This window comes from Arthrobacter sp. fls2-241-R2A-200 (genome assembly GCF_030209745.1).
Lineage (GTDB): Bacteria > Actinomycetota > Actinomycetes > Actinomycetales > Micrococcaceae > Arthrobacter.
This window is the reverse complement of the sequence record NZ_JARVRJ010000004.1, coordinates 23,415-43,474: the sequence shown is the minus strand read 5'-3', so window position 1 is coordinate 43,474 and position 20,060 is coordinate 23,415. Positions and strand designations below refer to the sequence as shown.

The window sequence follows — 20,060 nt, the reverse complement described above, 5'->3', positions numbered from 1 at the left end:
CCCTTATGATTCGAATGGAGGCGATAGACGAGTCAGAAACGAGCCAAAAGACGAATGCCGGGACAGTCGAATTGCATCGACTGTCCCGGCACGGAGCGAATAGACCCGCCGGCACTACCCCCGGGACTTCATCTCTACGGCCATGGCCCGGTCGAAAGCCCCGTCGGCCAGGACCTCCCAGCTGGGCAGCGAGGCCAGGTACGTGTAAAAGGCGGCGTGCACCTTGACCGTGGCCAGCGACCGCAGATCCTCCTCGGTCACGTCCTGCTCGGCGAACACGCGCGAGCCCTCGTCGCTGATCTGGCCGTTGATCCTGCGGGCGGCGTCGGTGTAGGCATCGGAACGGACCTGGCTGATGTAGGTCTTTGACCCGTCGGCGCTGCGCAGCTCGCCGTCCCCGCCGACTGAGAAGTGCTCGCGGTCCCGCTGCATCTCCACCAGCGCGGTCTTGTACGCCTCACCAATCTCAAGGTCCAGGGCCTTGACCTTCGCCGAGCCGTCGAGATTGATCAGCATCTCCTTGCTGACCGTGCCCTCGGCGTAGACCAGGCGCTTGTGGTCCTTCTGCGTCGCCTGGTGGGCAGCCACGGTCGCGGCCACCTCCACGTCCTCCAGGAACTCCTCGTCGTTGCCCAGCATCATGGCCTCGTAGTCGTCCGGGTCCACGACCACCGGGGCATTGGGATCGCCACTCTCGTCGGTGAAAACCATCCGCGTGATGACCTCCATGACCTCGTCCGAGTAGACGTCCGGGTCGAGGCGCTCGATGTCGATGTCCTTGTAGTCGTACGTCTCCTGGTAGAGCGTCTTGGCGTCGGCCGCCCTGACCGCCTGGGCCATGCGCTTGTCGAGCATCTTGACGAAGTCCGGCTGGTTCATGCGCACGTCGAACTCCATCGCGGAGCTGAGCGTGGGGATCGTCTGCAGCGAGTACTCGTGCCCCGGGTGGGTGATCGTGTTGCCGAGCAGCTTGAATGACATCGGCAGGATCGTCTCGTTGCGGTTCCAGACCGGCGCGTCGCCGGCGCGCAGCACGATCGAGTTGCGCGGCGAGAGGAAGGCGAAATCGTTGTACTTGATCAGCGGCTCCTCCTCCGTCGACCAGGTGCGCGAAATCGCTCCGTCCGTCTTCCCGCCGACCACCTTGTCCAGGTTCTGCGTGATCTGCTTCGAGCTGGCGTGGGTACGGTGAGTCTTGCCGCTCATCTTCTCCAGCGTCTCAATCATCGAGTCGTCGGTCGACTTGAGGAAGACGATGTTGCTCGTGTTTCCCTGCACAATCTTGTCGACCGACTCGCCGTAGACGTCGCGCAGCTGCTGCAGCGTCTGCAGGATAAGCGTGAACTGCTGCTCCTGGCCGAGGCCGATGGAGAGCATGGTCTCGAAGCCGGCGATGCCATTACCGTCGGACTGCAGGTTGCCGAGCTCGTCGAGCATGAACCGGGTGCGGTAGAGCGGCTTCTGGTTCGACTTGGTCATGTACGACTGGTCAAACGAGACGTCCACCAGCTGCTTGACCAGGATCAGGATCAGCTTGGCGTACTTCATCAGGTGCGGGGGAGTGACGAGAAAGACCGCCTTGGGCGACTCCGAGTACCGCGCCATCGTCTGCGTGATCGCGCGCGCCCGGACCTCGACCTCCTCAGGGTGCCCTCCGCCGGAGAAGTCCAGCTTGCGGCTCGGAAAGGTCGTGTCGCCGGGCTGGAACGAGAGGATCTTCCCGTCGCGGGTGCCACCCTCCCGCACCGGTCGCAGCTCGCGCAGCACGCCGTTCTTCACGATCTTCTTGCCGGTGACCGGCTCGACCACGAAGTGCCGGCCGTTGAGGGAGAGCTGGCAGCTCTTGCGGAAGTGGAAGTAGAAAGTGCGCACGAGCATGCCGCTCTGCGGGTTCTTCAGCTCCAGCTTCAGCCAAGCCTCGTCGCCGGGGAAGATTCCCTTGAAGTTGTAGCGCGCCCAGCCCACGCGGCCGACGATCTCCGAGTGCTCGAAGTCCTTGCCAAGGTTCTGGGTGAACATCGGGTCCGCGTACGCCGACCAGCTCGCCATCTGCCCGAGCAGGTGGTCGCGCTTCATGAAGTTCGGCGAGAACCGCACGCCCAGCCGCCGCGGGAAGGACAGGCCCGCCAGGTCAGTGTTCTGGCTCGGCTTGCCCGAGGTCAGGGTCGAGATCGTCGGGTCGGTGAAGAAGCTCATGCCCGTGATCGCGATGCCGTAGACCGAGGACATCATCTTCTCCGCACCGGCCATGGCGACCAGGGCGTTGTGGGCGTTGCCGACGAGCGTGCGCATCGAGTTGCGCGGCAGGGCCTGGGTGGCGTTGAAGTAGAGCGTGAGCAGGTCCTGCTCGGCCTTGCCCTCCCATAGGAAGTCCTTCTCGGCGACCTTGGCCTGCTCCTCGGCCAGGGCGTCCTCGTCCTCTTCGAACTCGCCGTTCTTGATGCGCTTCTCCAGCTCGGCAGCGGGGTTCTTCCACTTCTTCGAGGTCAGCTGCACGAAGAGCTGGTAGCAGTTGTACAGCGTGACCTTTCCCCACATGTCGTCCAGCCGCTGCTCCAGCGTGCCCGGGTCCATGCCGGTGGCTGCTGCGTACTCGCGCAGCTCACGCTCCTCCTCGAGGTAGTAGTCGATGAGACCGTAGGCGGCCCGTTTGAAGGCGTTGTTCGCCGCGTTCGGCCAGACCGGGTCCTCACCGCCGTCCAGCGGGAAGAAAACCTCGCCGATGTTCTCGATGTAGAGCGCGCACTTGGTCGAGTCGCCCTCGCGGGCGGCGTCGGCGGCCATGCCCAGCGGGTTGTAGATGTCGGTCTTCATCGCGTTGATCAGGTTGAACTGCACCGGCTCGAAGCCGCGCGTGACCAGCGGGATGTAATTCTTGACGAGCAGCTCGCCCTTGGGGTCGTTGATGACCATGTTCGAGGGCTTCTTCTCCCGCGACCACATGTCGATCATCGGCTCGATGTAGGTCTGACCCTTGCCCGCCCTGGTGATGGCCAGCACCATCGTGTTCACGGGAGCAGTGTCGACGATGTAGGCACCGGCAGGGCGCTGGACTTCGTACGCCGGGAACTCCCAGTCATCGGTGATCAGGTCCGACACCGTACGGTAGGGCCCGAGCTTGTCACGGTTCGCGCCCTGGAGCTTCCCAGGGTCCTTCGCCTCTTTGGCCTTGCGCCGGCTCTCCTCGGTCGGCGGGTTGTACGGGATCACCGTTGCGTCATACTTCCGGCGCAGCCGCTTGTCCCGGGGCAGGCCCGAGGCGTCAAAGAGCGCCTCGCCGAACTCCTCGTCGATCAGCGGCAGGGTCTCGACCAGCGGCTCGCCGTCGTCGCCGTCCATGACCTCACCCTTGTAGTAGACGATGTTGCCGTCCTGGTCAATCACGTCGGACTCTGCGCGCCGGGAGACCTTGACCGTGCCCAGCCCCTTCTTGCTGAGCATCATGTGACTGATCATCGAGCTGACCTGCACCCCCGAGTGCGCACCGGCGTCCGGGAACCAGTCATAGTTCTGCTGGACCTCCTCCGGCAGCGCGATGTGCTGGTCGTTGCGGTGGTCGTTGATGTCCGTGTGGTCGACCGTCGCGTTGTGCTTGGCGACCTGGCGTCCGGTCCAGGTGGAGATCACGATCATGACCAGCGCGCCCGATCCCAGCGTCAGGAAGAGCTTGAACCCGGTGACGGACCCCAGCTGCCCGCCGACGTTCGTCGCCGTGGGCGTGGCCCCCTGGTCAGCCTTCGGGGCGTCCTGGGCGGCGCTGCCTGCGTGGGTCCACCACGCTGGCACCGGGACGTCCTTGAGATCCGGGTAGCACTTCGAGCCGATCTCGGGGTTACCCTTCTCGTTGACGGCGCGGTAACACGTCATCGGGGCCCCGCCCTGGCCTGTCGTGGTGTCCTCCACGTAGTACGAGTCCGGCTTTCCGCCGCTGTTTCCGCCCAGGCCACCGCCCATCGTCGCCCCGAGCGTGAGCACTGCCGTAGCAATGACCGAGTACAGCACCCACGCCACGATCGCGACCAGCAGGCCCGCGACGCCGGCGAGCACGAGGCCCGACGTGTTCGACTTCTTGCTCAGCCGCTCGCCGCGGTCCAGCTGCTGGTCTTCATAGACGTCCCGGTTCGTCAGCGTCTCCTCCGGCCGACGCGCCGAGATCTTCTCCCAGCCGCTGGCCTTGGGCCGTGCCGCCCTGCGCTTGCTGCCTGCCATGGTTCTCCCTGCCTGTTTCCGCGTGTGTCTGTGTGTCCTGCGCCTGTTGTGATTGCGGAAGACGCCGACGGCGCACGGGGTGCGAGCCCCATGCGCCGTCAGACCCCGTCGATCTCCGAGTCGGATCAGCCGCCCATGGCTGCCCCGCCGATGAAGCCGGCGAGGCCGCCGAGCACGGGCAGCGCGACGATCAGGGCGATGAGCATCTTGTTGTAGCGGCTCTGGATCTCCGAAGCCCTTGCCAGCTCGCTGGCGTAGGACTCCTTGTCCGCAGCCATCTCCTCCAGCCGCGCCTCGTAACGGCGCTTGACCGAGTCCTCGACAACCTCCATCTGCTGCAGCAGGTCCGTGTTGCGCTGCGTGGCCGAGTCGGTCTTCTCCTTCTCGAGGGACAGGCTGTGCTGCCATTCCGTCTCGCGGGCCTGCATCTGGGTGATCGCGTCCTTGCGGTTGCGGTCAAGCTCGTCCTCCATCCGGCGGATGCGGTCGGCGTGCTCGTTGCGGATCGACTCCAGCAGCGCCTCCTGCTCGCGGCGCAGGACGCCGATCTCGTCGGTAGTGCGCTGGTGCTCTGCCAGAGCCTCGGCCTGGGCGATGTCCGCCTTGCGGTTGTCGTCGACGATCCGCTGGATCTCGGCCTTCCACTGCCCCAGACGCTGCTCCTCGGCCTCGAGGTAGGCCTTCTGCTTCTCGGCCAGGACCTCGAAGATCCGCGTAGTGCCGACCTGCATCTTCAGGGCGGCGTCGGAGCGGCGCACGCGCAGGATCTCCTGGCGGTCGTGCGAGTAGGAGTTCTCGAGCATCCGCTCGATCTCGGCGACAGCGTCGGCCTGCTCGCGCTCCATGCGGGAGCGGTTGCGCTCCTTGTACTGGATCTCCGCCTGGAGGGCGGCCTGCTCGGCGAGCTTCTTCGCCTGGGCCTCGTAGTCCTGGACGATCTCGGCCTTGCGGGTGCGGATCCGCTGTTCCTTCTCGGACTCCCGCTCGCGGTGCGCCGCCTCGGTGCCGTCCTTGAGTGCCTTGTAGCGCGAGCCCTCGCGGTCGGTGGCCACGTCACGGATGACCTGCTCGACGTGGGCCGACATGAGGTTCACGTACAGCGTGCGCAGTTCGTCCTCGTGCGCCCACCGCAGCTGGGCAAGATCGGCGTTGGCCTGCCGGTTGAGCTGGGCGACCTGGTCGCCGAGCCATTCGGTCGCACCCTGCGGCACCTCGATCTGCACGACCGGCGCGCCGATGGCGAAGGTCGCATTGAACTCGTCCAGGCGCACGTCGAGGTCCAGGTCCTCGGAGAGGAAGCGGCGGGCGATGACCTCGCGCACCTGCTCCTGGTTCTCCAGCAGGACGGCTTCCTCCTCAGCCGGGGCGTACGCCGTATCGTCGGCGGTCACGGGACCGGACTCCTCATCGAACTCCTCGAAGCCGGCCGTGCCGTCGAAGCCGGGCTCCGGCTCCACCGCAACCGGGGCCGCGTCCTCGTCTCCGAAGTCGACGGCTTCGTCGTCGAACACGGGCTCATCGCCCGCAGCGTCGAAGACCGGCTCGTCACCGGCACCCTCGTCCCCGCCGGGGATCGAGTCGAAGATCGGGTCACCCTCGTCGGCGGTATCCACGGCAGCAACAGCGTCCGCGTCCGACGCGGGAAGGGTCCCGGGCTCGTCGGTGGTGACGCCGCTGTGCTCGCGCCAGGCCTGCGCTCCGACAGCCTCCTCGAGGCTCAGCGTGCCGGAAGCGACCTCCTGGGCCTGCTTGAACGTGGCCTCGGCTACCAGGTCCACCAACAGCTCGCCGCTGGGCTTCTGCCAGACGACGGCCCAGGAGTACTCCGCGCCAGCCAGGAGCGAGTACTCCTCCATGCGCGCAAGCGTCTCCGTGTTGGGGATGATGCCGAAGACCTCTTCGCCCAGCATCTCTGCCGTGGCGACGGTCTTGATCTGGTCGGAGTCAATGAGCTCGATGAGCGAGCCCTTCGCCTCGTCGCGGCCGTGCCGCTTGCTCAGCCCTCCGATGGACTCGGCGGCCAGCACGAGCATGACCCACGCCGTGCCGCTGGGGAAGACGAACTTCGCGTTCGACCGCAGCAGTTCGACTGCTGCGGGGATCGCCGTCTCCCTGACCACGGACGACAGCAGCTCGTCAGGCTTCTTCTTCCGATCCTTGTTCCGGCTTCCCGCAGCCGTGCCCAGAATGCCCATTGGTGTCGATCCCTTCGATGATGAAACGCAGTTCGCCTGGTTTATGAGTATCCTATCGCTTATAAGTCGATAGGTGCAATGATAGGCAATCCGACACGACGCCGAATGGCCCGCAATGGCCGCTGGCGCAGATCAGCGCACGGCGCTCACCTCGATGCACGCTTCGGAGGTGAGCATGTCCTTGTGGTCGCTCGCCAACTCGCCGACGACGTCGATCCGGATCCGCCGCTCAGAGGGATGCTCGTTGATGAACGTCGCCACTCCGGTGGTGACCTCGTCGGTCATCTTCGCCACCGCGCCACGGGCACCGCCGGCATTGGAGTCGGTGTCGCCCTTGTCGTCGATGAGGTACTGCAGGACCCTCTGGTCGATGTCCACCCGCACGTTGTGCTTGATGAGGACCTCCTGCACCATGTGGCGCAGCTTGTTGCGCACAATCTTGCGCTGCGTGTCCTCAGAGAGCGGCTGGAACGGGACGATGGCGTCGATACGGCCCAACAGCTCGGGCGGAAAGCGGTTATCCGCCGAGGTCTCGGTGATCGAGCGGCGGATGAGCTTGTCGTACTTCAGCAGCTGCTCGCCCGAGCCCGTGTCGTCGGCCGCGTACTGCGCGATGGTCTTGTAAATCTCCGAGCCTGCGTTCGTCGTCATGACGATGTAGGTGTTCAGGAAGCTGACCTCGCGGTTGTTGTCGTCGGAGAGCCGGCCGTCGTCGAGCACCTGCAGCAGCAGGCGGGTGACCATCGCCGAGGCCTTTTCGACCTCGTCGAACAGCAGTACGGCGTGCGAGAGGTCCCAGACCCGCTTCGTCAGCTCGGAGCGGAACAGGTCCATCGAGGAGTCCTGGGCGTACTCGGACATGTCGAAGCGGATCAGGTGGCGCTGGTCGTCACCAAAGAGCAGCCGTGCCAGCTGCTTGGCAAGCTCGGTCTTACCCACGCCGGTCGACCCCGTGAACAGCAGCGAGGCCTCCGGCCGGCCCTTGTCGTTCAGGTCCGCGACCGACAGCTGCAGCCGCCGCGCGACCGCACGCGTGGCCAGGTCCTGGCTGAACACCTTCGAGTCCAGCTGCTCCTTGATCTTCGCGCCGTCGACCTTGAAGGCAACGTTGACGCCCAGGGACTCCTGGAGCACGTCCGAGAGCAGATCGCGGTTCAGCGCCCGCTTGGTGAGGCGGTGCCAGCCAACCATGCTGTCCAGCACCAGGATCGACTTGCGCGGCTGCGAGCTCGCCGGCATGTAGCGCTCGGTGTACTCATAGATCTGCCGGTAGATGTGATCGTCGTAGAACTGGTCGGCGACGTCGTAGTGCTCGGCCATGCCCTGCAGAATCCGGATCGTCGTCTCCTGGTCCGGCGGCGTCAAGTTGATGCGCTGCAGCCGTTCAACCAGCGGCTGATTCGGCGCAATGTGCCTGTGGAACTCGTCATAGGTCGTCGCGGCGATGATTCGGATGCCGCGTGCCCCGGAGGCCGCCAGCACCGGCTTGATCGCCTCAACCGCAGCATCGGAAAGCTGGATGATCTGGTGGAACTCGTCGATGAACAGGACCAGCTCCTGCTTCTCGTCCGCCACGAAGTGCTCGGCCTCGTCGAAGAAGCCCTTGAGCATGGCGGCCATGCGGTCCGAGTCGCCGGCCTCGGAGATCATCCGGGACGGATCGACCTCGAGATAGAGCCGCTCGGCGTCAGCGGCCATCGTGGCCTGGACGAGAGCGGTCTTACCCGTACCTGCCTCGGCCAGGAGCAGGGCGTTGCACAGCTCCGGCCTGCTCATCGAGGCCAGCAGCTGGAGCTTCTCGTGCTCGCGGCCGACGATCTCGCGCTCGGCCCTCTTGAGCGGGTCCGACAGCTTCGACAGGAGCGGATAGCCCTCATTCAGGTGCACTTCATGGAACATGCCGTGGAAGACCTCTCGCCAAGACTTGAATTCATCTGATAGATCAGTCGAAAGTCTATCATGGCACTATTCGGCTCGACTGCGATAGGACAGCGAAAGGCCCCCGGACTCATATCCGGGGGCCTCCTGGCCATTCACTCCGTAGGGGTGCTGTCACAGCCCCTGCTGGCGGTCCTCCTGGGACGAAGCCCCATCCTGCTCGAACTGGTAGTCGTACCGCTCGCTCAGCGGCCTGCTGGACTCCCGGTCGCGCCGTGCCCGCTCGTTCGCCTCCCGCTGCTGACGCATCGAGGCACCCACGCGGTCGACCAGTGCGCGCCCGGCCTCCGCCCACATGTCCTTGCCCTCGTCCGGGGCCGTGATCTCGTCCAGGCCCAGCTCCAGCAGGCTCGTGCCGCTCAGTGGGCTGGGATCGTTCGTCGCCATAGCCTTCTCCTCCTCCGCGCCTGTCTCAGGCCCCGCGCTGCTGCTCGGTGCCCTCGGGCCCGCCCTGGCCCTCGAACTGATAGTCGTACCTCTCGCTGACCGGCTTCCGTCCCTGCGGCGAGGTGCCCGGCAGCTGCTCCTGAGCACCACGGCCGACAACCGAGCCCATCCGCCCGACCAGGTCCGCCCCGGCAGCGGAGCCCTGGGGGGCCTTCTGTCCGCCATGTCCGGCCAGCTCCGTGTGCAGCCCGCGGGCTGCACCCAAGGCAGCTCCCCTGGCGGCGCTGGCGGCGACGCCCCTGGTCGATGCACCAGACTGCTGGGCACGTTGGGCGTGGGCCGCGGCATCCTGCATGGCCTCGGTGCCGAGCCGCCTGGCTCCCTCGCGGAGGCCCGCGGACTGCACGGCCTGTCCGACCTTCGACCCGGCGGCCCGCTGGGTGAGCGGGACCTTCACCGGACCCTGAACCGTGCCGCCGGCATGGGCCTGCTTCGCCTGGGGCTGCTCCTGCCGGGACGATTCCGGCTTCGGCACATCCGCTGAAGTGATCATCCCCGGTGCCGGCTCAGCCTGCGGGCGCGGCCGCCGCTCGACCACGTTGGGGTTGAACCTCGAGCCCGGCTGGCCGGGAGCGGGGGAGGAGGGCACGCTGTATCGGGGACCCCGCACCGCGCCGAGGCCCGCCTGCGAGCTCGGGCCCCGCTGCTCTCCGGTATCGGGGGTGGCCCCGCGGATCGCCGCCAGCTGCTCGGGCGTGTACGACGTCGGGCGCTGGCCGTGCTCCGGTCGGCCCTGGGAACTTTTACTGAGATCTGCCATGATGATTCGTTCCTCTCTATGCGAAAGGCCCCCGGAGAGGTCTCTCCGGGGGCCTTTCAATGAGTTCTGCTGAGCCGTGGATCGGTGTCAGCCGACCGCGGGGGCCTCGGCCTCGACGACCTGCTCGGCCTGGGCGGTCTGCTCCGGACCGGCCTGGCTCTGCTTGGCAGCCGCCTGGGCCTCCTTGGCCGCCTTCATGGAGGCGAACTGGTTGTCCAGGGTCTTGGCGTCGACCTTGAAGTCGCTGGCCTCCACGGACTTGGTGTTGACCACCAGACCGGTGCCGCGCGAGGCCGGCATCACGTTGCCCTTGAAGCCGTAGACGGTGCCGACCTTCTCGCCGTCCTTGTTGAGCAGCGGCTCCGTATTCGGGCCCGCGGCCTTGACGATCTCCTCCAGCTGGCCCACCGAGTAGGGGGCGGTGTTGGCGAAGCGCTCCTTGCCGTCCGGGCCCTTCACGCGCTCGGACTTCAGGTGCAGGTTGCTCTGCTCCGGTCCGCGCGAGTCGCGGGCGTCGACCTGGATGTCGGCGTAGTGCGACTTGCCGTCCTTGGTCGCGCCGTTGTCATAGACCTTGGCGATGAGGTTGACCCCGGTCATTGCGCCCTTGCCCTTGAGAAGTGCCATGATCTCGTCCTTTCGTCGTTCCGTCCGCCACTCGGCAGAACGGCCTTGATCATTCACGTCGTCCGAGCAAAGCCCCGAAGTGCAGTGCCGAACTGCTCTATACACTAATACTCCTATAGAGCATTCCGCAACCATTCGAATGATCTTTCGACTCGTGTCCCTACTCGTGCTGGATGCCGTCGGACCGGCCTGCCGGCTCCTGCTCGGGGCCGGGGAGGACCCCGGCACCAGCCACCGCGGCGTCGACCCGCTGCTGGACACGCACCACCAGGCCGGCGTCGAGCGAGGAGGCCTTCGAACGGCGCATCCGGGCCGCCTGTTCCTGCTCTTCGCGCAGCGCCGCGATCCTCGAACGCAGAACCGGCCGCGTGGAGCCGTCCTCCACCGGAACCAGTTCCCGCGAGACCCGGGTCATCGCGGCGATGTCGTCGACAGGGAGGTCGGCGATCGCCTCGGACTGGCCTGACTGGTCGAGGTACTCCATGGCCGCCAGCAGCAGCCGGCGGCGTTCGGCCGCGGCTGCGGTGAACTCCCGCCGGGCCCGCTCGCCGATCTCGACATCGGCCACGAAGTCGTAGCCCAGGTGATGCAGGTCCAGTGCCTTGACCTCGTCGAAGGGGTGCACCGTCCCGGTCTCGATCGACAGCTGGGTGGAGACCTCCGGATCCCCGCCGGCGACGGCGCGGCGCTGGTCAGCAGGACCGGCGACGAGCACCAGCCCCGAGTCGGCCAGGTCGGTGCGCAGCTCCTGGAGCCGTTCGTCGTAGACCTGCTTCATCGTCTCGATGCGCGCGTCCAGGACCGCCCGTCCGGCCTTGCCCGCGGTCAGGTGCCGTCCGCCGGGCTGGCCGTAGATCTCGCGGCCCATCTCCTCGGCCTGGTCGGCGTCCTTCATCCGCTGCAGCGAGGCGTCCTGGCGCAGCGCCATCAGCGAGAGCAGGCGCTGGCCGTACGCGGCGACCTCCTGCTGCTGGGCGTACCACTGGCTGGCGTCGCCGACAAACGGTAGGAAGTGCTGGTACTTGCTCATCACCCGCCGGTGCCAGTCCTCTTCGTAGCGGTAGAAGTCGTAGAGCGGCCGGGAGTCCTCTACGGCCACTTCGGCCTTCTCGGCACGCTCCCATTGCCGGGCCAGGTCGCGGTAGGCGCTGGCCTTGGACTTGTGATGCTGCAGGCGGGAGGCATAGCTGCGCAGCCGGAAGCCGAAGGAGACGACATCGTCCTCCGAGCTGCCGTGCTGCTGCTGGCGCTCTGCGGCCAGGGCGGCCATCTCGGCGTAGTCCATACCCATCACCTCAAGCATCGGCGTACGCACCCGCAGCTCCTCCTCGGGCAGGGCGCGCAGCATCTGGTAGACCCCGTTGACCGCCCGCTCGGTGATCTGGTTGCGGCCCGCGTCGACCAGGCGCTGCCACGCGTCGGTGGGCAGGCCCTCGGCCTCGCGGCGCTGATTGGCGTACTCCACGACCCTCTCCATTGCCGCCGGCAGCGGAGAGCCCGGCCGCTCCAGCTGCTCGGCCACCAGCTCGGAGACCAGACGGTTGGCTTTGCGCATCCGCAGATCGTTGGTTCCGGCGCGCCACAGCGAGCGGTCTGCGGGCAGGCAGGCCAGCAGGAACTGGGGGAGGGCCTCTGAGCGCATGCGCTCGTGTGCCCAGCGCTTGATGAAGGTCGTCACGTTCCTGCGCTCGTATCCGACGGCGCTGGACAGGTGCGCGACGACCTGCTTCTCGTCCAGCCAGGCGTCCACGCCGCGCCGCAACCGGGACTTGTGCCGATCCAGAAGCTTGCCCCGCTGGGTGCCGTCCTTGGCCAGGCGGCCGTGTCCGGCGTCGACCATCGCCAGGTGGCAGTGGACGTGCTCGGTGTCGACCTGGATCACGCCGACGTAGCGCAGGTCGTCGAAACCGCTCGTGCCCGAGCTCATCCGCTCCAGCCCGTGCATGATCGCCATCCGCAGCTTCATCTGGTCGATGTGGCCGCGGTAGTCCCCGCGGCCTTCGCAGTGAAAGTCCTCGCCGACGATGCGGTGCCGTTTCAGGTATTCCTCATCGAAGGAGAGCACGGTCTTCAGCACCGTCTTGCCGCTCTCGAAGTGTTTCTGGATGTCCCGGGACGCAGCCCGCAGCTGCTCGTCGGAGAGCGACACTGAGCCGTAGCCGAAGGCCACGCCGCCATCGCCCTGGGCCTGGCGCATTGTCGTCTTGGCCTCGACCCTGCTCGTCCCTGCGCGCTCGACCGCGCTCTCGCGGGCCATATAGCGCAGGATGAAGTCGTCCGTGCGCAGCCGCTGGATCGGCGCGAGCGACTCAGTCGCCTGCTCGCGCGCCATGTACCGGGTGACGTAGTCGCCGGGGGTGCCGCCCCGGGACCCCTTGCCGCCGGGCAGCGGCACACTGAACTCGTTGACGATGACCACTGACTGCTTCAGGCCCATCCCGCCTCATACCTCCGTCGTGTGAATGCACAGAACCCCGGCCGCTGTCCTCCAGCGACCGGGGCCCGTCCTGACTGCTCTGCCCGCCTCGGCCTCAGTGGCCCAGACCGTGCCCGTCTTCCTCGCCGAAGTCGAGGTCGGCGGCGCGGCGGGAGGCCTCGCGCTTGCGCTCCTCGAGCGTCGGCGCGGGCACCTCCTGCCCGGTGGCCTCCTCATCCAGACCAAAGTCCAGATCGTGGGTCGCGCCGGCATCCGGCTCCGCGTCCGCAGGGGCGGCAGTATCCTCCGGTCCGTCCAGGTGCAGGGCCGGGGCCACACGCTGGTGGTACAGGTGCTCGGGCGTGCCCTCAGTGCGCTCCAGCTCAGCCTGATACTGCTCGCGCTCCGCGGTGATCTCGGCCTCGACCGCCAGCAACTGCGCGGTGACGCCCTCGGCAGCCGGCTGCTGCGCCTCCGGCCGCTGGAGGTTCTCCGCCTGCGCGACCAAGTCGAGCTCGTCCTCGCTGAACAGCGAGTTGATCGCGTCGGAGCGGGCCCGCAGGCCCCGCTGGTCGACGACGGACTCAACCGGACCATGACCATCCTTGGAGCGATCAGCGAAGTAGGCCGCCAGGTCGTACTCGGTGGAGGCCAGGTCGATCTCGAGATCGGCGATGCGGTGCACGTTCATGAAGACCACGGGGGCATCGGCCTGGTCCCCAGACGGGGTGAGCACGAGGGCATCCACCCTGGCGGGCAGCTCCCACTCGATCCCCGTGAGCTGGTCGGGCACGGTGAACGAAGGGCTGAAGTAGCCCTTGGCCGCCAGTGCGACCAGCTGCTCGTCGTCGAACTCGTAGAAGGCGTCGACCTTCTCGCCCTGGCCGTGCGAGTAGGTCACCTGGGTGATCCCGTACGGCAGCGGCTCGGCGGGAGTGATCGAGCGCAGCTCGCCCACGACGTGCAGGTAGGGCCGGTAGTTCTCCTCCTTGCCGCGGTGCTTGAGCTCGACAGAGTCGACCAGCACCCCGATCTGGGCATCGAGGCCGTCGTAGCGGTGCGCCTGCACGCCACGCTCCCGCAGGGCCCGGTCGGCCCACACGTCGTTCATCATCAGTCCAGCAGTGCGCATCAGTTGCTCCTCTTCCGGTTGGTCTTCTTGCTCGGGCGGGTGGTCCTGGGGGCGGCGGTGGCCGGGGCCAGCGCCGGGGTGCGGGCGTCGCGCACAGCCTGGATCCGGCAGGTGGACCAGCGCCACATCCCGCGCATCGCAGCGATCTCCGCGGCGGCCAGCAACAGGACCACAAACAGCAGCGGGGCGATCCACATCGCGACGGTCCCGGCCATGGTCAGGTCGCCGCTTGCTGCGCCCGACTGCCGGTGCAGCCACGCGCCGAGCATCGGGATCACGACCATCGCAGTCATCGAGGCCAGCACGTAGTCGGCGATGAGCACGACCGAGCGGAAGAACACCGCCCAGATCAGCACCGGCGATCCGCCGGAGCCCTTCCCGGGGGCCAGGCGGCGCAGCGCGCCGGCCAGCTTCGAAGGGCCACGCCCGGCCTTCGGCTTGACCGGGGCCTTCTCGACGGGGACTGCAGTGGCAGCCTCCACGCGGGCTTCGTGCTCGGTCGCGCTGCCGGTCTTGTCCAGAGTCTGGATCGTCATTCGTCTCGTCCTTCGTGGTTGTCGTGTCGTGTCTGTGCGGGTGTCCCGCCGGTCAGCCGCTGTGGCTGGGTCCGGGGCTGGCGGTATCGGCCGGTGAAGCAGAGGCAGGTGGCCTCTGCGCGGCAAGCTGGTCCCGCGTCCGGCCCGAGGCCCGGTACGCTTCGAACGAGGCGACCGTGCCGTCCTGTCCGGTGGCGAAGGTGAAGAGCACGTACTCACTTTTGGCCGTGGACTTGCCGTCGGCGGACACCGGGTCCAGGCGCGCCACTCCGATGTAGGAGTAGTCCAGGCCCTTCACCGCGGCAACGTCGACGTCGAAGTCGGCCAGCTGGTACGCCGTCCCCGCGCCCTTTCCGGCACCGGTCGCTGCCATCCACTCCGGGATGAACTCGGTGAGGGTCCGGGACGAGGTCCCGAGAAACCCGTACCGGGCGTCGAGGGCGGCCTGCGTCTCCTTGACGGTCCGCGAGGCGGCCGAAGAATCCGTCAGGCTCAGCAGCACCGAGCGCGCTGCGGCCCGGTCCCGGTCGGCCCGCTCGGCATCCATCCCCGGCAGGGCAGCCAGCAACCGGGCATGCTTGGTCTCAAGTGCCGCCTGCGCGTCCTCCTGCTTGCCCTGGAGCTGGACGATGAGCTGGTCGGCCTTGGCGTCGGCGTCCGCCGAACCGTCGGCCAGCAGCGCCGGGGCCAGAGAGAGCAGCGACAGCGCCAGCAGCGTTCCGGTGCTGCAGACCAGGACCTTCCCGGCCCTCGCGCGCACCCAGTCCTTCACGTCCTCGATCACGGTGCCTTCACCTCCTGCCGCAGGGCCTCGCCCGTGGTCGTCGTTCCGGTCTGGACCCCGGAGAAGCTCTTGCGGGTCATGTCGTAGTCAGCCCGGGCCCAGGCCAGTACCGCCGGGGCCTGCCCGGCCGCCGGGCGGGTCTGCACCGCCAACCAGGTGACCCGGATCGTGCCGTCCACCTCGACCGAGTAAGGGCGCTGGGCGACCCACTTGAAGCCGGAGTCGAAGCTCATCGGAATCTCGTTGCCCGCGGCGACGTCCTTGTCGGAGGCCAGCAGGTACCAGGGTTGGAGAGTGGCCTGCCCGACGTCGGGGGCGAAGTACGGGGTGAGGTTCCGGCGCGTCGGCTCGGCGGCAGCCTGGTCCAGCGTCCCGCCCGAGTCCGCCACCGAGGGTGTCAGGTAGCGGTACTCGTTCTGCAACCGGGCGATCTGTTCCGCAGCTCCCTGTGCCGTGACCAGGGCGCGGTCAGCGTCCTTGGCCTCCGGGAGGGCGTCGGTGCGCACCGCGGCGGTGCGGATCTGCTCGCGCAGGGAGACGATTTGCTGAGCCTTGTCTTGGCTGACGGTGGCCTCGCCACCAGAGAGACCTGCGCCGACCAGGAAGCAGAGCAGCGCAGCTGCCCCCGTGCACACCCCGCCGATGGCCGCCCGGCGGCTCATCAGCGCACCCGGGACATTTCCGTCCCCAGTGGGGTCGGCGTCGCCCGGTGCCGCACCGGCGTCCGGCGCGGCCACGAAGCGGGTCTTGCGGACAGGCTTGTCAGCCTGCACACCCGACTCGCCGATCTTTGTCGATGCCATTGCCCCTCAACTCGCTCTTCGTCTCGAGTACCAGTACAACTCTATCAAGAAGATGAGTCGAAAGGGAGTCGGATCATCTGGAATGACGAGTCGAACCGCCAGCGGGAATGGCGGACAGGCCAGAGACCTTCCCTTGCGCGTCGACGGTGAGGTACACCAGCACGGTCCGGTACGACTTGACCCGGTCCGGTGCCACCTTGTTCTGGGACACCGCATCGGAGGTAGCCGCCACCTCGATCTGCACGGCATACGTGTACTCGTCCGCGGTGACCTTCACGACCTCGAGGTCCGCGTCGGCATTGACCGCCGAGTTCAGCCCTTGGGTGTCGATGTAGTAGTAGCGCTTGCCCGCGGCGTCTTCGTTGAAGCGCGCCGGCGGCATGAACTGCTTCAGGAACTGCTCGTCCTCGGACAGGTGGTAGCGCTCTTTCAGGTCCCGGCGAGCGGCCTCGTAGGCCTGGCCGGAGTCCCAGGTGAATGCCGTCTTCACCAGGCGGTCCACGATCTGCGTGTCGTCGTGGATCCGGCTCTGGCTCACGCCGAGCGACTGCATGACATCCTGCTCGACCTGCTCGGACTTCGCGGTCCCGACCGAGGCAAGCTGGCCCTGAAGGCCCGTGATCGTCTGCTGCTGCTGATCCAGTGCACTGCGCTGGGACCCCCATGTCAGGCCGGTCACCGTCACGGCGGTAACCAGCAGTACCGCGACCCCGACCACCAGGGCGTTGCGCCGCATGAAGCCCGGTTCCGGCGCTGCCGTTTCGTCCGTGCCGTCAATCTGCTGCTCCTGCATCATCAGCCCTCTCCGCTTCCGTTACCCGTCGTCGATGCGCCCTGCTGGTGCTCCGCGCCGGCGGCGGTCACCACGACCTTGAGATCCGCGAAAGTCCCGGCCTTCCCGTCGTAGGAGTAGGCCGCGTTCGCCCACGCCAGCACCTGTCCACCCGCGGTGTCCCGGCACAGCCAGATCACCCGCGCCGTGCGCGTGGTGCCCGTGGCGTCCTGGGTGGCGAGGTCCGGCATTACCGACTCGACCGACCAGGCGTACGCTCCAGGCGAGGAAGCCTTCAAACCCTCGTAGCGCACGTACCAGGGGAACCGCGGGTCGATCTGCGTGCTCGGGTCGAACGGCGTCACAGAGGTCCGGGAGTAGGCCCCCTTCTCGTCGGCCAGGAACGAGCGCGGGCTGAACAGGGGTGCCAGCGTCCGGCGGTGCTCGGCGATCTGCAGTGTCGCCGCGTTCGGCGTACCGTTGCCCGCATTGGGCTGTGTCGCCGCCTCGTGGTGCAGCTGAGCGAAGCGCTGCTGGGCCTCCGCGACCTTCTGGGCGTCCTTTGCGGCTGCCTCCATCAGCCGCGTCATCTTTCCGGGCAGATCCGGGGCGACCGGAGTGCTCCTGGCATCCTCGATCTGGACCTGGAGCGCGGAGATCCGGTCGGCGTTTGCCGCGTGCTCCACCTCGAATCCCTTGCCGCTCACTCCCGCGGCCGCCGCGAGCCCGAGGATCGCCACGCCCATTGCGGCGCTCAAAACCAGGCGCGTCCGCCGCGCCGACTCCTCCGGAGTGCGTGCCTGCCGCTCTCCGCGCCGCTCGGAGCGCCAGCCCTCGAAGCGGGCCTCGAGTTCGACCCCGCTGACCCGCCTGCGGGTGGCGGGGGCCTTCAGCTTCTTCGGCGCGCCGTCCTCGTCCTTGACCGTGTCCCCGGCCCTGCCACGCGCATCATCGTCCGCACTCGTCACGATGCCCGCCCTTTCTCGCGTTGTCCTCATATATGACTCCAAGTCTATCTGTAATGGTCATTCAATAACGAGTCTGCCCCATTCGACAGGTCACTGCGCACGGATCGGGACGCAGAAAGGGCCGGTGCCCGGATCGTCCGGACACCGGCCCTGCTTCCGCCGGCTACGCCGGCAGGTTGCCGCCCGTGGTGATGAGGTCCGTGACGTCGACGAACACCCACCCCTCGGACTTCATCCGCTCCGCACTGTCAACGCGAACGCGGCCCATGAACGCGCAGTAGCCGGCCTCACCGAGGATGACCTTGTCGCCCTGCACGCCCAGCACCACGAGGGTGTGGCCCGCGGACCCCGTACCCGGCCCGGAACCGACCGAGTACGCCGTCGGCGTACTCGAGACCTGCTTGCCCGTCATGGACGCGATCGCGTGGGCTGTCTGGATGCCGTCGCCCGGCGGGTACTGCTGGAACGAGGTGTACTTGTTCATGAAGTAGACCGAGAACGACACGCAGTTCATGGCGTGGTTGTCGCCGCAGGAGCCCGGTCCGCTAGCGCCGTACTTGTCGTCCAGGAACTTGTCGCCCTCCTGGTTGTACAGGTCGATCAGCTGCCGGGCCTGCTCCTCGTTCATGCCGCCGTCGACGAGGCTGCCCGGGCGCACCTTGGTGTCGCTGTCGCAGTTGCCGAAGACGGAGCGGATCCCGCTGCCGACCGTGTCGACAATGCCGCCCACGATGTCCTGAACCCCGCCCACGACCGAGGTGTCGACGGTCCAGCCGCTCATCTTGCCGAACCACATCTCGGCGTCGGCCTTACGCTGCTGCAGCTGTGAAGCGTTGTCGGCCGAGCGCTCCCACTTGTCGTGGAAGTGCAGTGCAGCAGCAGAGGGAGAGCCCTGCGAGGTCTTGATCATGTCCTTGAACACGGCCACGTCCCCCGGGCTGTCGCCCTCCGCCATGAATGCCAGCTGGGCCTTGATGGTGTACCAGTCCAGGTTCTTGGACTTGGCATAATCCAGGAGCATCGTGGTGCGCCCGTTCGACCACTGGCCCAGACCGATGCCGCCGTGCGACTGGCCGGGGATGTGGGTGAAGTTCCCGTCCCAGGCGGTCTGCTTGCGCGGGCCGATCTGGTAGGGCTCGTTGTAGATGCCCTCCACGCTGGTGGGGTCCACGCCCGACTCCTGCGACCAGTTGCCCAGGATGCCCGCGATGTTCTCCTCGGGCATACCCCAGGTCTTCAGCACGGAGTAGACCGCCCGGGCGTTCGCCTCGGTGTTCGCCGGGACGTCAGCGCCGGGGCCGTTGCGGCTGACATTGACGATGCAGTTGGTCATGGTCGAGCCGCGGCCGCCATCGAGGCCGGCCTGGTCGAGCACACCCGTGAGGACCGTGCTGAGCACAGCCACCGCGGCAACGGTCGCAGCCACCCCGGATGCGGCCGTGGCCACCGGGGCGACGGTGGCCGTCACGGTGACCCCGAACACGGCTCCTGCCGCCTTGCCGACCAGCCCGCCCAGTGCGATGAACGGTGCGGCGATCGTGTGCCCGACCGCCTTGGCGATCCCAAGGATGAAACCCCAGATCATGCTGGCCGCGTTGGCGGCCATCGCGAGCATCGCGAAGAACATGGTCTTGAGCCACTTCAGGAAGGCCATGACCATGAGAAGCCCCGCAGCCGGGGGAGCGGCCGCCGCGGTGCCGCCGACGGCGACACCCCTGGCGGTCTTGGACAGCAGCTGGCCGTCCTTCTCCTTCTGCGAGGTCCGCTCGTAGCCGGTGCCCCCGGCACCGAGCCGCTTGTCGGCAGGCTCGGCGTCCGGACCTCCGCCGGTGACCTTGGACGCACCGTCGACAACATCCTTGCCGGTCTCCAGGCCCACATTCTTGGCAGCGCCGACCGCTGCCCCGGGCAGCGCGCCGACACCACCGGCGGCGGCTCCGGCCTGCGCCCCGGCGACAGCTCCCGAGGCAGCCGCTCCCGCGTACCGGCCGGCACCGCGGCGGACCGCGCTGCTGCCGTCACCCTCGACCGCCTTGCGGGCAGCTCCCCCGGCCGCCCCGGCGGCGACACCGTCGAGGCTCTTGGCAGCCTTGGCGGCCTTGCTGGTCTTGCTGGCTGTGTCGGCCGCACCTGTGGCCTTGCCAGCGGCAGCCGCTGCGTCCGGGGCCGGTGCGGCTCCCAGGTGCTTCGACCCGCGGCCCGCAGGCGTCGGGTCCACGGGCTGCGGCGCGGGGGAGGCCCCCGGGGTTTTCGGCAGACCCTTGGCTGCATCCCCGGACGGGGAAGGAGCGGAGGCCGCTCCGGTACGGGGCCCGGCGCGGCGTACGCCGGACCCCTCACGACGAGGTGGCTGCGACTCCTCCTTCGCACCCCCGTCGGCGGACCTGCGGTCCCCGCGGGGCGATGCAGCGCGCCGGGCCGGGTCATCCCGCCGCGTCGGCTGGTCGATGGCCATAAGCTTGTCCTTTCCGGC

The 20,060-nt window shown here is 67.6% G+C and carries 14 protein-coding genes; all 14 read right to left on the bottom strand.

Annotated features, from left to right (window positions below; all coding sequences use genetic code 11):
* Positions 1-114: 114 nt before the first annotated feature.
* The gene (locus tag QRN42_RS04405) at positions 115-4,209 is read right to left on the bottom strand and encodes a type IV secretory system conjugative DNA transfer family protein (RefSeq protein ID WP_133830703.1); all 4,095 of its coding nucleotides are present in this window, start codon (positions 4,207-4,209) and stop codon (positions 115-117) included.
* Between the two features lie 125 nt (positions 4,210-4,334).
* Entirely contained in the window at positions 4,335-6,404 is a 2,070-nt protein-coding gene (locus QRN42_RS04400; protein ID WP_284975288.1) for a coiled-coil domain-containing protein, read from the bottom strand.
* Between the two features lie 132 nt (positions 6,405-6,536).
* A complete protein-coding gene (locus QRN42_RS04395; RefSeq protein ID WP_284975289.1) occupies positions 6,537-8,291 on the bottom strand; it encodes an AAA family ATPase in 1,755 nt (584 codons plus the stop codon).
* A gap of 165 nt (positions 8,292-8,456) precedes the next feature.
* Entirely contained in the window at positions 8,457-8,729 is a 273-nt protein-coding gene (locus QRN42_RS04390) for a hypothetical protein (RefSeq protein WP_071416490.1), read from the bottom strand.
* Positions 8,730-8,754: 25 nt separating this feature from the next.
* Entirely contained in the window at positions 8,755-9,549 is a 795-nt protein-coding gene (locus QRN42_RS04385; protein WP_133830700.1) for a hypothetical protein, read from the bottom strand.
* A gap of 87 nt (positions 9,550-9,636) precedes the next feature.
* Positions 9,637-10,176: a hypothetical protein gene (locus tag QRN42_RS04380; protein WP_071416492.1), complete on the bottom strand. Its 540-nt coding sequence runs from the start codon at positions 10,174-10,176 to the stop codon at positions 9,637-9,639.
* 160 nt (positions 10,177-10,336) lie between these two features.
* Positions 10,337-12,613, bottom strand: a complete 2,277-nt coding sequence (gene mobL / locus QRN42_RS04375) for a relaxase MobL (protein WP_166651670.1) — start codon at positions 12,611-12,613, stop codon at positions 10,337-10,339.
* 94 nt (positions 12,614-12,707) lie between these two features.
* Positions 12,708-13,724 (bottom strand): hypothetical protein, encoded by a 1,017-nt coding sequence (locus tag QRN42_RS04370; RefSeq protein WP_133830699.1) that lies wholly within the window; start codon positions 13,722-13,724, stop codon positions 12,708-12,710.
* Positions 13,724-14,260, bottom strand: coding sequence for a hypothetical protein (locus QRN42_RS04365; protein ID WP_133830698.1), 537 nt, complete (start codon positions 14,258-14,260; stop codon positions 13,724-13,726). The genes QRN42_RS04370 and QRN42_RS04365 overlap by 1 nt, the downstream gene beginning before the upstream one ends.
* Positions 14,261-14,312: 52 nt before the next feature.
* On the bottom strand, positions 14,313-15,044 hold the full coding sequence (locus QRN42_RS04360) for a hypothetical protein (RefSeq protein WP_284975290.1): 732 nt from the start codon (positions 15,042-15,044) through the stop codon (positions 14,313-14,315).
* Positions 15,041-15,847: a hypothetical protein gene (locus QRN42_RS04355; protein WP_133830696.1), complete on the bottom strand. Its 807-nt coding sequence runs from the start codon at positions 15,845-15,847 to the stop codon at positions 15,041-15,043. The genes QRN42_RS04360 and QRN42_RS04355 overlap by 4 nt, the downstream gene beginning before the upstream one ends.
* A gap of 73 nt (positions 15,848-15,920) precedes the next feature.
* Complete coding sequence (locus tag QRN42_RS04350) at positions 15,921-16,643, bottom strand: hypothetical protein (RefSeq protein ID WP_284975291.1); 723 nt, start codon at positions 16,641-16,643, stop codon at positions 15,921-15,923.
* A complete protein-coding gene (locus tag QRN42_RS04345; protein ID WP_284975292.1) occupies positions 16,643-17,587 on the bottom strand; it encodes a hypothetical protein in 945 nt (314 codons plus the stop codon). The genes QRN42_RS04350 and QRN42_RS04345 overlap by 1 nt, the downstream gene beginning before the upstream one ends.
* Before the next feature lie 163 nt (positions 17,588-17,750).
* A complete protein-coding gene (locus QRN42_RS04340; protein ID WP_133830693.1) occupies positions 17,751-20,042 on the bottom strand; it encodes a phage tail tip lysozyme in 2,292 nt (763 codons plus the stop codon).
* Positions 20,043-20,060 lie beyond the last annotated feature (18 nt).

Bases quoted from the DNA above. Each gene is read 5' to 3' on its own strand.
- QRN42_RS04405 (WP_133830703.1), bottom strand. From the start codon at position 4,209: ATGGCAGGCAGCAAGCGCAGGGCGGCACGGCCCAAGGCCAGCGGCTGG.
- QRN42_RS04400 (WP_284975288.1), bottom strand. From the start codon at position 6,404: ATGGGCATTCTGGGCACGGCTGCGGGAAGCCGGAACAAGGATCGGAAG.
- QRN42_RS04390 (WP_071416490.1), bottom strand. From the start codon at position 8,729: ATGGCGACGAACGATCCCAGCCCACTGAGCGGCACGAGCCTGCTGGAG.
- QRN42_RS04385 (WP_133830700.1), bottom strand. From the start codon at position 9,549: ATGGCAGATCTCAGTAAAAGTTCCCAGGGCCGACCGGAGCACGGCCAG.
- QRN42_RS04380 (WP_071416492.1), bottom strand. From the start codon at position 10,176: ATGGCACTTCTCAAGGGCAAGGGCGCAATGACCGGGGTCAACCTCATC.
- mobL (WP_166651670.1), bottom strand. From the start codon at position 12,613: ATGGGCCTGAAGCAGTCAGTGGTCATCGTCAACGAGTTCAGTGTGCCG.
- QRN42_RS04370 (WP_133830699.1), bottom strand. From the start codon at position 13,724: ATGCGCACTGCTGGACTGATGATGAACGACGTGTGGGCCGACCGGGCC.
- QRN42_RS04365 (WP_133830698.1), bottom strand. From the start codon at position 14,260: ATGACGATCCAGACTCTGGACAAGACCGGCAGCGCGACCGAGCACGAA.
- QRN42_RS04355 (WP_133830696.1), bottom strand. From the start codon at position 15,847: ATGGCATCGACAAAGATCGGCGAGTCGGGTGTGCAGGCTGACAAGCCT.
- QRN42_RS04350 (WP_284975291.1), bottom strand. From the start codon at position 16,643: ATGATGCAGGAGCAGCAGATTGACGGCACGGACGAAACGGCAGCGCCG.
- QRN42_RS04340 (WP_133830693.1), bottom strand. From the start codon at position 20,042: ATGGCCATCGACCAGCCGACGCGGCGGGATGACCCGGCCCGGCGCGCT.